Source organism: Burkholderia sp. BCC1640 (assembly GCF_902833125.1).
Classification (GTDB): Bacteria; Pseudomonadota; Gammaproteobacteria; order Burkholderiales; family Burkholderiaceae; genus Burkholderia; species Burkholderia diffusa.
The window spans coordinates 95157-108580 of record NZ_CADFEF010000025.1; the positions used below are offsets into that span (position 1 = coordinate 95157).

A 13424-nucleotide genomic window follows, 5' to 3' on the forward strand; every position below is an offset into this window, starting at 1 on the left:
CGGAACCCGATGACACCATGCTGATTTCCCTCGTACTCGGCAGCCTCGTCGGCGCCGTGCTCGGCCTCACCGGCGCGGGCGGCGGCATTCTCGCGGTGCCCGCGCTCGTCGTCGGGATGGGCTGGCCGATGCAGCAGGCCACGCCCGTCGCGCTCGTCGCGGTCGCGGGCAGTGCCGCGCTCGGCGCGCTCGAAGGGTTTCGTCGCGGGCTCGTGCGCTATCGCGCGGCGCTGTTGATGGCCGTGGCGGGCGTGCCGCTCACGACGCTCGGCGTGAAGCTCGCGCACGTGCTGCCGCAACGCGTGCTGCTGGCGCTGTTCGCGCTGACGATGCTGGTCGTCGCGAGCCGCCTGCTGCGGCAGGCACTGCGCCACGCCTCCGGCGACGCGGACGAATCGCGGTTGTGCGTCGGCCGCGTGAATCCCGATACGGGCCGCCTCGTATGGTCCTGGCCGGTCGGGCTCGCGCTCGCGTCGACCGGCGCGGTGACGGGGCTGATGACGGGCTTGCTCGGCGTCGGCGGCGGCTTCGTGATCGTACCGATGCTGCGCAAGTTCACGAACGTGTCGATGCACGGCGTGGTCGCGACATCACTGATGGTGATCGCGCTGGTCGGAACCGGCGGCGTGCTCGCGACGCTCGTGTCGGGCACGCGCGCGCCGCTCGACATGATGCTGTGGTTCACGGTCGCGACCGCGATTGGCATGGCAATCGGACGCAATGCGTCCCGGCACCTGTCCGCGCGGCACGTGCAGGCCGGCTTCGCCGCGGTGCTCGTCTGCGTCGCGCTCGGGCTGCTGGCGAAGGCGGCGTTCGGCGCGTGAACCGGGGCGCGGGAATCGCCTCCGCGTCCTGCGCCGGAGCCGCCCACGCCGTCGCAAAACCGCCGCGAGCCGCATGCTAGACTCCCCGCGCGCCGTTGCCCGGCGCGTCGACACCAACAAGAACAATGGAGTCCGGTCATGCACATCGGTAAACGAGGAAGCGCGGCACTTGCCGCACTGCTGTTGACGCCACTCACCGCGCTAGCCGCATCCGCCTATACGGCGACGCTGACGCTCGCCAGTCTCTCCCCGTCGGTCGGCGGAACCGACAAGGCAACGCTCAAGCTCGCCAACACCGGCACCGCGCCCGCTGCCGCCGGGCTCTTCATCGGCATGCCATCCGGTTTCAGCGCGAGCAGCCTCACCAGCACGTGTGGCGGCACGCTCACCGACGACGGCACGTCACGCATCGCGTTGTCGGGCATGACGGTGCCGGCGGGCGGCACCTGCACGCTCGGCTTCACGCTCGGTGTGCCGCCGGTCGCGGCGTTGCCGCCGGCAGGCGCGCGCAGCTTCACGATCACGGCCGATACGGCCGCAGGGCTCGCGACGCTGACGGCCGCCACCGCGCCAACGCTATCCGGTTTCTTCGGCTCGACACCTGGGCTCTACAGCAACACGTGGTTCCCGTCGTCCGTGCGCAGCGTCGGCACGCTCGACCTGTTCATCACGCCGGCAACGGACCCGGGCCCGAACTCGAACGTCTTCTGGTCGAACCAGATCGGTTCGCTCAACGGCTATACCGGCCTGCAGTCGACCGAGCTGGTGTCGGCCAGCGAAGGCGTCGGCAAGCAGTTCCTGTTCAGCTTGTGGGGCGCGACCGCCGCCAAACCCGGCACGCCCGCGAGCGCGGGCATCGGCGCGGGAAGCTATTGCACGGTCAGCGGTTCGGCGACGGACGGCAGCGCGGGCGCGCAATGCCGCTATCGCTACGAATGGCACGCGGGCCACACGTACCGGTTCCGCATCACGCCGGACACGAGCCAGGGCCCCGGCTGGTTCAAGAGCAACGTGACCGACGTGACGAACGGTACAACCGGCGACAGCTTCGATATCGGCAGCATCTACGTCGGCACCACGCAGACGCAGGTGCCCGTCGGCTGGATCAGCCAGTGGGTCGAATATTTCGACTGGAACTCGAGCCGCACGAGTTGCGCGTCGATCGCGCATACGGACGCGCAGTTCAGCATTCGCGCGTATGACGCGATCGGCAACGCAGTGTCGGTCCCGGCACCCTCGGTCACGGTCAACAAGTCGTGTCCGGCGAGCTATGCGACCGCGTCGCAAGCGAATGGCGTCGCCACGCTGATCGGCGGGCCGCAGCAATCGGCCGCCGGCCTCGTGAAAAGCGGCGGCGCATGCCTGACGGCGTCGGGCGGCCTGACCGACGGCAGCGTCGCAACGCTCGGCGCATGCCCGACGCTCGCGTCGGTGCGCGCATCCGGCGGCACGCACTTCAATCCGCAACTGTGGGTCGTGGCCGGCGACGGCACGCTGCAGACCAAGTACAGCTACTGCCTCACCGCGCAGGCGCCCGGCTCGGCCAACGGCGCGCTGCTGCGCACCTGCGTGCCCGGCACGGCGAGCCAGCAGTGGCAGGTGAAGGCCGGCACGCTGCCGGGCACAGCGCAACTCGTGTCGCAGGCCACCGGCCGCTGCCTCGCGCCGGCCGGCAGCGCCGCGACGCTGCAGGCTTGCACTATGGCCACGGCAGTGTGGAAGACGCCCGGCAAGAGCTTCGCATACTGAGCGCCTCGGCGCGGTACATAAGGAAAACGCCCGGTCCGACTCGACGTCGGCACCGTGCGTTTTTCATGACGACAGCCGTGCGCGCGTCAGGTCGCGAACGACATCATCCGCTTGCGCTCCTGACGCAGCATCACGAAGTTCGCGATCACCACGCCGGCCGTCACCGCGACGATGAACAGCGTCGCGAGCGCGTTCATCTCCGGGTTCAGGCCGAGGCGCACGCGCGAGAACACGACGAGCGGCAACGTCGTCGAGCCGGGGCCCGACAGGAACGCCGACAGCACGAGGTCGTCGATCGACAGCGTGAACGACAGCAGCCAGCCCGCGATCAGCGCCTGCGAGATCAGTGGCAGCGTGATCGTGAAGAACACCTTCAGCGGCGTCGCGCCCAGATCGAGCGCGGCTTCCTCGAGCGACGGGTTCAGTTCGCGCACGCGCGACTGCACGATGATCGCGACATAGGAGATGCACAGCATCACGTGGCCCAGCCAGATCGTGAACACGCCGCGCTCGGCCGGCCAGCCGATCCACTTCGCCAGCTCGATGAACAGCAGCAGCAGCGAGATCCCCTGGATCACCTCGGGAATCACCAGCGGCGCGTTGATCATCCCGCTGAACAGCGCGAAGCCGCGAAAGCGGCCCATCCGCGCGAGCACGAAGCCAGCCCACGTGCCGATGAACACCGACGCGAACGCGGTCAGCACGCCGATCTTCAGCGACAGCCATGCGGCCGTCAGCAGTTCGTCGTCCTCCACGAGCGCCGAGTACCAGCGGAACGAGAAGCCCGACCACACGGTGACGAGCTTCGACTCGTTGAACGAATAGACGATCAGGCTGATGATCGGGATGTACAGGAACGCGAAACCGGCGAACAGCGCCGCGAACTGCAGGTAACGATTCGGCTTCATCGACGGCGGCCCTCCTGCTCCTTCGCCTGGAAGTGCTGGAACATCGCCATCGGCACGAGCAGCAGCAGCACCATCGCGCAGGTCACGGCCGATGCCATCGGCCAGTCTGCGTTGTTGAAGAACTCATTCCACATCACGCGGCCGATCATCAGCGTGTTCGCGCCGCCGAGCAGTTCCGGAATCACGTACTCGCCGACCGCCGGAATGAACACCAGCAGGCAGCCCGCAATGATCCCGTTCTTCGACAGCGGCAGCGTGATCTGCACGAACGCCCTCCACGGCCTGGCTCCCAGGTCGTACGCGGCTTCGAGCAGGCGCAGGTCCATCTTCACGAGGTGCGCGTACAACGGCATCACGAGGAACGGCAGGTACGAATACACCATCCCGATGTACACCGCGTAGTTCGTGCGGTACAGCTCGATCGGCGTATGGGTCAGGCCGATCCACATCAGGAAGTTGTTCAGGAGCCCGTTGTTCTTCAGGATCCCGATCCATGCGTACACGCGAATCAGGAACGACGTCCAGAACGGCAGCATCACGCCCATCATCAGCAGGTTGCGGGTCGCCGGGTTCGAACGCGCGATGTAATACGCCATCGGATAGCCGATCAGCAGGCACAGCAGCGTCGTGATCGCCGCGACCACCACGGAATTCACGTAGGTCGCGAAATACAGGCTGTCGGTGAGCAGGAACGCATAGTGCGACAGGTTCAGCGCGATGTGCACCACGCCGTCCGCGTACGACGCGAGTTCCGTATACGGCGGAATGCCGAGCTGCAGCTCCGCGAAACTGATCTTCACGACCAGCACGAACGGCACGAGGAAGAACAGCACGAGCCACGTATACGGCCCCGCGACGACCGCCGAGCCGCCGGTCAGGTTGAAGCGCCGCACGGGCCATGCAAGCAGGGACTTGAGCGTGCTCATGACGTCAGCACCACGCCCGCGGTCGCGCTCCAGCGCACGTAGATCTCGTCGCCGAGCGACGGGGTGTCGAGCTCGGAGATCGCGAGGCTCGACACGTTCGCGATCACCGTCTTGCCCGCATCGAGCTTCACGTGATACAGCGAATAGCCGCCCATGTACGCAACGTTGGTGATCTTGCCGCGCGCCCAGTTGAACGCGCCCTCGGGCGGCTTGCGCGTGAGCGCGATCCGCTCGGGGCGCACCGACACCGTGACCGGCATTCCGAGCGGGCCCGTGATCCCGTGGCTCACGTACAGCCGGCTCGGCAGCTCCGGCGATTCGATGTACACGTGGTCGGGTTCGTCCTCGACGGTGACGCCTTCGAACAGGTTGGTCGAGCCGATGAACTCGGCCGAGAAGCGGCTGTTCGGATATTCGTAGACTTCGTTCGGCGAGCCGATCTGCACGATCTGCCCTTCGCTCATCACGGCGAGCCGGTTCGCCATCGTCATCGCCTCTTCCTGGTCGTGCGTGACCATGATGCAGGTGACGCCGACCTTGTTCAGGATGTTGACGAGTTCGATCTGCGTGCGCTGGCGGATCTGCTTGTCGAGCGCCGACATCGGCTCGTCGAGCAGCAGCACCTTCGGGCGCTTGACGAGCGAACGCGCGAGCGCGACGCGCTGCTGCTGGCCGCCCGACAGCTGGTGCGGCTTGCGCTTCGCGTACTTGCTCATCTGCACGAGCTCGAGTGCCGCCGCGACGCGCTCCTTCAGCTCCGCCTTCGGCGTGCCTTCCTGTTTGAGGCCGTATGCGACGTTCGATTCGACCGACATGTGCGGGAACAGCGCATACGACTGGAACATCATGTTCACGGGCCGCTTGTACGGCGGCATCTGCGCGAGGTCCTCGCCGTCGATCAGGATCTTGCCCGACGTGACCGTCTCGAGACCCGCGAGCATGCGCAGCAGCGTCGACTTGCCGGAACCCGAGCTGCCGAGCAGCGCGAACAGCTCGCCCTGGCGCACCGTCAGGTTCACGTTGCGTACCACTTCGGTCTCGCCGAATTTCTTGACGACGTCGACAATCTGGACAAAGTTCTCGGCGCGCGCATCGGCGCCGGACGAAGGAACGAAGGACGGCGCGCCCGCGACCGGCGCACCCGACTGGCTATTCATGATGTGCTGCTTCTCTCCTGCGTTTGACGAACAAAGCCCCCGGGGACACCAGGGGCTTCATGACTGCTGGCCTGCTCCGGCTCGCTTCAGCGGCCCGATTTCAGCTCGGTCCACAGACGCGTCTGCAGACGCTGGATTTCAGGCGGCAGCGGCTTGAGCAGGAACAGCGTCTTCACGACGTCGGCCGGCGGGTAGACGGCCGGGTCGTTCGCGACGTCCGGCCGCACATACTTGCGTGCCTCGGCGTTCGCGCTCGGGTAGTACACGGCGTTCGTGATCGCCGCGTGCACCTTCGGATCCTCGATGTAGTTGATCCACTGCAGCGCGGCGTCCTTGTTCTTCGCGTCCTTCGGGATCGCCATCACGTCGAACCATACCGGCGCGCCGCCCTTCGGAATGTAGTACTCGACCTTGTACGGCTTCTTCGCCTCGATCGCGCGATGCTTCGCGATCACGACGTCGCCCGACCAGCCGAACGCGAAGCAGATGTCGCCGCCGACCAGGTCGTTGATGTAGCCCGACGAGTTGAACTGCGTGATGTACGGGCGGATCTTCTTCAGCACTTCCATCGCGGCCTTGTAGTCGGCCGGGTTCGTGCTCATCGGATCCTTGCCGATGTAGTGCAGCGCCGCCGCGAACATCTGGTCCGGCGCGTCGAGCACCGACACGCCGCAGGTCTTCAGCTTCGAGATGTTTTCCGGCTTGAACAGGATGTCCCAGTTGTCGAGCGGAACCTTGCCGAGCGCCTGCTGCGCCTTCGTCAGGTTGTACGCGAGACCGGTCGTGCCGTACGCCCAGGGCACCGAATACTTGTTGCCCGGGTCCGCGCCGGCGACGAGCGCCATCAGTTGCGGATCGAGGTACTTGAGGTTCGGCAGCTTCGACTTGTCGAGCGGCGTGAAGATGCCGGCCGCGATCTGCTTGCCCGCATAGTTGCTGGTCGGCACGACGATGTCGTAGCCCGAGCTGCCCGTCAGCAGCTTCGCCTGCAGCGTGTCGTCGCTGTCGTAGTTGTCGTAGCGAACCTTGACGCCCGCCTGCTTCTCGAAGTTCGGGATCGTGTCCTTCGCAATGTAATCGGACCAGTTATAGACATTGAGCTGCGTATCCTTCGCCGCCGCCGCCGATGCACCCACGCACAGCGCAAGCGCTGCGAACCGGCCCACTACCTTTGCTTTCATCCCGTTCTCCCTCCGGCCGGACCCGTGTCCGGCTGCCGTCTGCCTCGTCATGGCGGCGCATCCCGGCACGCCGCCCCTCGAAAACCCCGAACGCTACCACCATTCGCGCTCCGTCACAAAAAAATCATGCCGGTGTCGCGCAAACGGAACAGATTGCCGCCGCTGGCCGCTCGAGCGGCCCGCGCAGCGGGGCGTTCCGGGGGAATTCTATCGGGTAATCGGCGTCTGTCCATCAGGAAAAGAAGGCGGCCGCGAAACCGTCCGGACGGGTGGCCGTCGCGCCGCCGGGATCGCGGCCGGGGCGCGTCGTCGCGATGCATTAAAATGACGCCCTGACGATTCAACGCGCGAACCCTTCCGATGGCCTCCAACCTCCACGACCTGCCCGACAGCCCCTGCATCGGCGTGTGCTCGACCCTCTTCGACGAAGTCTGCAAGGGCTGCGGCCGCACGGCCGGCGAAGTGTCGAACTGGGTGTTCCTGAGCGACGACGAGAAACGCGCGGTGTGGGAGCGCATCACGCGCGAAGGCACCGCGATGCGCTTTCAGTACGACAAGCTGTAAATCCGCCGCACAAAAAAAGAGCGGCATGCCGACTGCCATGCCGCCAACCCCAACTCTGTTCTTTTTCGCTCGCGTCTAGAACTTCATCCCGACGCCCACGCCGACGATCAGCGGATCGATGTGCAGCGTGCCGATGCCCTTGTCGCCGAGCGTCGCATCGGTGCTCATCCAGATCTTCTTCACGTCGACGTTCATGAACACCTTCTTCGTCAACTGCACGTCGACGCCGAACTGCAGCGCGGGACCGAAGCTGCTCTTGTTGATCGACACGCCTTCCCCGCCGACGTTGAGCCCGTTGTTGTAGAAGTACGTGTAGTTCAGGCCCGCGCCGACGTACGGCCGCACCTTGCCGGCATGGTTGAAGTGGTACTGCAGCAGCAGCGTCGGCGGCAGCACGCCCACGCCGCCGAGATTGCCGAGGCTCGATGTCATCTGGTGCCGCGACGTGCCCAGAATCAGCTCCACGCCCAGGTAGTCGCGGATCATGTAGGTGAAGTCGAGTTCCGGCACGATCGCGTTGTTCACGCCTGTATTGATCGCGCCGAGCGTATCGCTCGCGCGCTCGTTCGGCTGGATGCTGATCGCGCGCAGCCGGACCAGGACGTCACCCTGGTTGATCCCGTCTCCCGCCGACGCCGCGTGCGACAGCGAGGGCAGCGTGACGAGGCTCGCCGCCACGGCGGCAGCGGTGATGCATGTTCGAATCGTTTTATGCATGGTACGGACCCCTTGTAGAATTTATTCCATTCTCCATGTAGGGTCTTTGCGTCGTCTTGATATCCGTCAAGCCAGCGTAAACATTGGACGGTTTGTCGCAGGCTCCGTCGCACAGCCCGTCAGCAGCAGGTCGAGCAGATCGCGCACGCTACGGATCGCGTTGCCGAACGGCAGCGCTTCGCGGCCGCGGAAGAACAGGCCGTTCGCGACGTCGCCGCGCAACGCGGCCGAGAGCCGCGTGTCGATGCAGAAATGGCCGAACTTTTCGATGCCGTCGCGCAGTCCGCAGACGCTCAGGCACTCGAGCGCGGTCGGGCAGCGCTGCTTGAACGCGCCGAGTTTGTCGCGAATGCGCGTTTCGTTGCGCAGGTAGCGATCGAGCCAGGGGGTCTTCACCGCGCGCGCCGGCAGCCCCGTCACGCTGACGAATTCGACGATGTCCTCGGGCAGCGCATCGGCCAGCACGCGCTTGAAGTTCGGATGCGCATCGCCCTCTTCCGTCACCGCGAACGGCGTTCCCACCTGGACGCCGTTCGCGCCGGCCGCGAGCGCCGCACGCACCGTGTCGTGACTGTTGATCCCGCCCGCGACGATCAGCGGGATCGTGTCGCGCGCGAGACCGAGCGACGCCATCACCTGTGCCGTCTCGTCGAGCACGCGCGCGAAATCGAAGCGCGCATCGTGCATGTCGTCGATCTGCGTGACGCCGAGGTGGCCGCCCGCATGCGCGGGATGCTCGATCACGATCGCGTCGGGCAGCCGCCCCTTCTTCATCCACTTCTTCAGCACCAGCGCGATCCCGCGGCTGTCCGACAGGATCGGGATCAGCGCGATGTCATGACCCTGCGTGAGATCGGGCAGATCGAGCGGCAGGCCTGCGCCCATCACGATCGCGTCCGCGCCTTCGTCGCACGCGACGCGCACGTAGTCCGCATGCGCGCTCACCGCCTTCATCACGTTGACCGCGATCATCCCGCGTCCTTCGCTGTAGGTCTTCGCGAGGCGAATCTCGCGCGCGAGCGCCTCGAGGTTCGCGGCCTCCAGCGTCGCGCGATCGGGATTCGCGCGACAGCGTGCGAGCAAGTCTGCATGGTGGTGACGCAGGTCGATGCTCGCGATGGTGCCGAGCGCGCCTTCGCGCGCGACGCTGCCCGCAAGGCGGTGCGCGGAGATGCCGACGCCCATGCCGCCCTGCACCACGGGCAGCAAGGTGCGGCCGCGAATCGTGAGCGGCGGGAAGGAAGTGCGTGCGGTCATCTGAACCTCGTCGAAACATCGGAAATCGGAAACGCGATGATCGACGGATCCACCGGCGCGCACCTTGACGGCGGTCAATAAAAAAACGGCACGCGAGCGTGCCGTTCCGGGTCATGCGGCGTGAAACGCTCAGGACGGATTCGCCGGCTTGAGCTGCATCGACTTGTATTCGAGATACTCTTCGAGCCCGTACACACCGTTTTCGCGGCCGTGTCCCGACTGCTTGTAGCCGCCGAACGGCGCGGCGCCGTTCCACGTGCCGCCGTTGATGTCGACCTGCCCCGTGCGGATGCGGCGCGCGACGCGCATCGCGCGTTCGTCGCTGCCCGCCCATACCGCGCCGCCGAGCCCGTACGGCGAATCGTTCGCGATGCGCACGGCTTCGTCTTCGTCGCGATACGTGATGATCGACAGCACCGGCCCGAAGATCTCTTCCTGCGCGATCGTCGATTTCGGATCGACGCGGCCGAACACCGTCGGCTTGACGAAGAAGCCCTTCGCGAGCCCTTCCGGCAGGCCCGTGCCGCCGGTCACGAGTTCCGCGCCGTCGTCGATTCCGCGCTGGATGTAGGCCTGCACGCGCTGCTGCTGCACGGCCGATGCGAGTGCGCCGAGGCGCGTCGTTTCCTGACGCGGGTCGCCCGCGACATACGCTTCGGCTGCCGCCTTCGCGATCGCGCGCGCCTCGTCGTAGCGCGCCTCCGGCACCAGCATCCGCGTGTGTGCCGAACAGGTCTGGCCCGCGTTCAGGTAGCACGCGTTGACCGTGCCCTTCACCGCCGCCGCGAAATCGGCGTCATCGAGAATCACCGACGCCGACTTGCCGCCCAGTTCGAGCGCGACGCGCTTCACGCCCGCGGCCGCGAGTTCGGCCACGCGCTTGCCGGCACGCGTCGAACCCGTGAACGACACCATGTCGACGTCCGGATCGGTCGCCAGCACCTCGCCGACGACCGGGCCATAACCGCACACGAGGTTGAACACACCCGCCGGCAGGCCCGCTTCGTGAATCGCCTCGGCGAGCATGAACGCGTTGAGCGGCGCGACCTCGGACGGCTTCAGGACGACCGTGCAGCCGGCCGCCAGCGCCGGCGCGACCTTCAGCGTGATCTGGTTGAGCGGGTAGTTCCACGGCGTGATCGCCGCGACGACGCCGACCGGCTCGCGCACCACCAGCGAGTTGCCGACCTTCGCCTCGAATTCGAACGATTCGGCGAGCTTCGCGTATGCCTTCCAGTTGTAGATCGGACCGCCGACCTGGATCGCGCGCGACAGCTTGATCGGCATCCCGACTTCGCCGGTGATCGACTGCGCGAGTTCCTCGCTGCGCGCCTGCAGACGCTCGACGATCTTGCGCAGATAGGCCGCGCGCGTCGCGGCCGGCGTCGCGGCCCATGCGTCGAATGCCGCGCGCGCCGCGCGGATCGCGTCCTGCGCGTCCGACGCCACGCCCTCGGGAATCCGGCCGATCACGGCCTCGGTGCCCGAGTCGATCACGTCGATCGTGCCCGTTCCGGCCGGCTTGCGCCATGCGCCGTCGATATAGAACTGATCGTAGATTTTCATCGCTTCCTGTCTCCCGGAAAACGGCCATTCTAACGAGTGCGGCGCGGCTCCGCGACGACGCCGAACGTGACTTCGAGCGTCGCCGAACGGCCCGCGCGAACGACGGGGACCGGGCGCCGGACGCCCGCTTCCCGCCACCGCGGCATTCGCGCCGCGCCGACGCGTCACGAGGTCGCACCTCGCGCCCCGCATCGTGCTATGTTTTTAGTATCGGCGCCGGCTGCTGCAGGCCGCGCCACCCGGAATCGATGCTTTCGTGAGCGCTGCCATGACCGACGCACCCCATATCCTCGGCTCGCAAGATCGCCTGGAGCTGCTGTGCTGGCTCACCTGCGGCAATCTCGGCGCGTTTTACCTGAACGAATCCTGGCCGGATGCGTCGTTCCAGGTGCAGGCCGCACACCGCTGGCTCGACCGCCACCACCGGCAGTCAGACTGGCTCGCGATCGCGAAGCTGGCCGCGCTGGCGCAGGACATCGCAAAGCGGCACGCCGATTTCGTCGACGCGTCGTGGGCGCGCGACGCGGTCGAGGAAATCGTCGATACCGACGATCTCGACTACCGGGCGAAACTGGTGCAATGGGTGTACGAGGACTGCTGCAAGGCGCTCGCCGACAAGCGGCTCGCGGATTGACGCGCCGGGCGGCGCGCGAGGTAGTGCAAGCGGCTGTCGGCGGGGAACGGTGCCGCCGCGTCGAATCGTGATCGCGGGCGCCACGCCCGACCTGACATTTTCCCTTCATCGAGCCGCCGGGCTGGCGCGGCACGCGCTCACTTGGTCGGCCTGGATGCGAAAAAGCCCGCCAGGCTTCCACCTGGCGGGCTTCCGGTACATCAGATCGGGCATGGCTGCCCGGGGCAATTACTCCTGCCCCTGGCTCGTGAGGAACTCCTCGTAATTCCCGCCGAAGTCGAACAGCGTGCCGTCCGTGCGCACTTCGATGATCCGGTTCGCCAGCCCGCTCACGAATTCGCGGTCGTGCGACACGAGACCCCTTTCATGTTCTTAATCAATCACTTGGAGAACATGAATGGCAACAATCACCATGCGTGGGACAAAATGGCAGGTCAAAATCCGCCGCAAGGGGCTGCCCAGCCTTTCCGCAACCTTCGCCAGCGAGGAAGCCGCTACGCGCTGGGCGGCCGAACAAGAGCCCGGACACGCGGCCAAGGTCATTGATACCGGCCCCACTGTTGGAGACCTGTTCCGGAAGTACATAGAGCATCCTACGCCCGGAAAGCGGTCGAGCGAATGGGACCGCCGAACGCTTCAGCGACTGCTCAGAAAGGAAAAGAAACTCTGCTCCATCCCGGCCGCCCAACTCAACAAATTCCACCTTGCCGAATGGCGCGACCGGCGCATAACGGAAGTGCTCGGTAGCTCCGTAGGTCGCGAGCTGGACGCTATCTCAGCCGTCTACCGAGTTGCGATAGACGAATGGGAGATGGGGCTCACGGTCAACCCTGTGCGTGGCTTCCGTCGCCCTAAGCTCCCCCTTCCGCGTGACGTGCGGCTAATGGCCGGTGACGACGAGCGGCTAATTGAGAAGGCTCTTGACTTCAACCGCGAGATTGCCCCGGCAATCATCCTTGCCATTGAGACAGCCATGCGCCAAGGTGAGATAGCAAAGCTGCGGTGGGAACACATCGACCTTGAAGCGCGCACCGCCTTTCTTCCAATGACGAAGAATGGAACTCCCCGAAAGGTCCCGTTATCCAGTCGAGCTATCGAAGCGCTGACGTGGTGCCCACCGCCTCACAAAGGCCGAGTCTTCAAGCTGACTCAGTCCGCCATGAAGTACGCTTTCTGCCGTGTCCGCGATGAATGTGGGCTGGGCACACTTCATTTCCACGACCTGCGGCACGAAGCAGCGAGCCGCCTGTTTGAGAAAGGGCTGAATGTGATGGAGGTCGCAGCCATCACCGGCCATAAGAATCTGAAGCACCTCCAGCGCTATACACACCTTCGCGCTGAGGACTTGGCGCTCAAACTGGGCTAACGATTCGCGGGCATGCTTCCCCTCTACGCGTGCCCGCCTCACTACTCAGCCCGCGTCGCTACCCCCTGATACAGGTGCTGGTCTCTGGTCTCGTACACAATGTGCTTGCTCTCCCCATTGCGTGCTCCAAAAGCACAACACCTGTAAACGGGCTGACAAACTTATGTACTCGAACTGCGTCATCCAATGTCCCCGCCGATGAGCCGGCAAATCCATCGAGTACCACAAGAAGCCACACGTCCTGAGCACGCTTCCGGTACGCCTCCAACTTCTCTTGCTTCTTGTCGATGACCGCTTGAATGTCAGCCACGGTAATCAGCGGCACCCACCATGCACCTACCGGCTGCCACCTCGCGTACGCAATCGATGGGCGGTAATGTAGCCAGACACTCTGGAAGAGCGCCGATTCAAAGCTGACACCACATTGAAGATGAGAGGCTAACGACTCTCCTAGGGAAACACTGATTAATAGGCGATCGCGCGAGGTGGTCGGCGATGTGGGCGGGGAATGGCCGGATACCGAAGCGAAGCGCCGCCCATTCGGAGAAGTTTGCCCCGAGGATGCACCTTATTTC

The 13424-nt window shown here is 65.5% G+C and carries 12 protein-coding genes and 1 pseudogene; 5 read left to right on the forward strand and 8 right to left on the reverse strand.

Features of this window, described 5'->3' with window-relative positions:
* Positions 1-17: 17 nt before the first annotated feature.
* Positions 18-824, forward strand: a complete 807-nt coding sequence (locus HWX25_RS24595) for a sulfite exporter TauE/SafE family protein (protein ID WP_059814425.1) — start codon at positions 18-20, stop codon at positions 822-824.
* A gap of 138 nt (positions 825-962) precedes the next feature.
* Positions 963-2573, forward strand: a complete 1611-nt coding sequence (locus tag HWX25_RS24600; protein ID WP_175911048.1) for a DUF3472 domain-containing protein — start codon at positions 963-965, stop codon at positions 2571-2573.
* Positions 2574-2659: 86 nt separating this feature from the next.
* Here HWX25_RS24600 and HWX25_RS24605 read toward each other — a convergent pair whose 3' ends face one another.
* From HWX25_RS24605 to HWX25_RS24620, 4 genes are all read right to left on the reverse strand, one after another.
* Positions 2660-3481 carry an ABC transporter permease subunit gene (locus HWX25_RS24605; RefSeq protein WP_059524235.1) on the reverse strand — a complete coding sequence of 274 codons (822 nt, stop codon included), beginning with the start codon at positions 3479-3481 and terminating at the stop codon, positions 2660-2662.
* Positions 3478-4407: an ABC transporter permease subunit gene (locus tag HWX25_RS24610; protein ID WP_059691659.1), complete on the reverse strand. Its 930-nt coding sequence runs from the start codon at positions 4405-4407 to the stop codon at positions 3478-3480. The genes HWX25_RS24605 and HWX25_RS24610 overlap by 4 nt, the downstream gene beginning before the upstream one ends.
* Positions 4404-5564 (reverse strand): polyamine ABC transporter ATP-binding protein, encoded by a 1161-nt coding sequence (potA, locus tag HWX25_RS24615; RefSeq protein WP_059524233.1) that lies wholly within the window; start codon positions 5562-5564, stop codon positions 4404-4406. The genes HWX25_RS24610 and potA overlap by 4 nt, the downstream gene beginning before the upstream one ends.
* Before the next feature lie 86 nt (positions 5565-5650).
* Complete coding sequence (locus HWX25_RS24620; protein ID WP_059524232.1) at positions 5651-6745, reverse strand: polyamine ABC transporter substrate-binding protein; 1095 nt, start codon at positions 6743-6745, stop codon at positions 5651-5653.
* 360 nt (positions 6746-7105) lie between these two features.
* Here HWX25_RS24620 and HWX25_RS24625 point away from each other — a divergent pair, with 360 nt between their 5' ends.
* A complete protein-coding gene (locus HWX25_RS24625) occupies positions 7106-7309 on the forward strand; it encodes a DUF1289 domain-containing protein (protein ID WP_027784516.1) in 204 nt (67 codons plus the stop codon).
* A gap of 75 nt (positions 7310-7384) precedes the next feature.
* Here the strand turns inward: HWX25_RS24625 and HWX25_RS24630 are convergent, their stop codons facing one another.
* From HWX25_RS24630 to HWX25_RS24640, 3 genes are all read right to left on the reverse strand, one after another.
* Positions 7385-8026 (reverse strand): OmpW family outer membrane protein, encoded by a 642-nt coding sequence (locus HWX25_RS24630; protein ID WP_059524231.1) that lies wholly within the window; start codon positions 8024-8026, stop codon positions 7385-7387.
* Positions 8027-8092: 66 nt separating this feature from the next.
* Positions 8093-9283: a nitronate monooxygenase family protein gene (locus HWX25_RS24635; protein WP_175911050.1), complete on the reverse strand. Its 1191-nt coding sequence runs from the start codon at positions 9281-9283 to the stop codon at positions 8093-8095.
* 129 nt (positions 9284-9412) lie between these two features.
* Positions 9413-10849, reverse strand: a complete 1437-nt coding sequence (locus HWX25_RS24640; RefSeq protein ID WP_175911053.1) for an aldehyde dehydrogenase family protein — start codon at positions 10847-10849, stop codon at positions 9413-9415.
* Positions 10850-11117: 268 nt separating this feature from the next.
* Between HWX25_RS24640 and HWX25_RS24645 the strand changes: the two genes are divergently transcribed.
* A complete protein-coding gene (locus HWX25_RS24645) occupies positions 11118-11483 on the forward strand; it encodes a hypothetical protein (protein WP_059467440.1) in 366 nt (121 codons plus the stop codon).
* 228 nt (positions 11484-11711) lie between these two features.
* On the opposite strand, the pseudogene HWX25_RS33785 reads toward HWX25_RS24645, so the two are convergent.
* A pseudogene (locus tag HWX25_RS33785) lies at positions 11712-11837 on the reverse strand (hypothetical protein); the annotation flags it as partial.
* A gap of 43 nt (positions 11838-11880) precedes the next feature.
* On the opposite strand from HWX25_RS33785, the gene HWX25_RS24650 reads away from it, so the two are divergent.
* Positions 11881-12849 carry a site-specific integrase gene (locus HWX25_RS24650; RefSeq protein ID WP_175911055.1) on the forward strand — a complete coding sequence of 323 codons (969 nt, stop codon included), beginning with the start codon at positions 11881-11883 and terminating at the stop codon, positions 12847-12849.
* Positions 12850-13424: the final 575 nt, after the last annotated feature.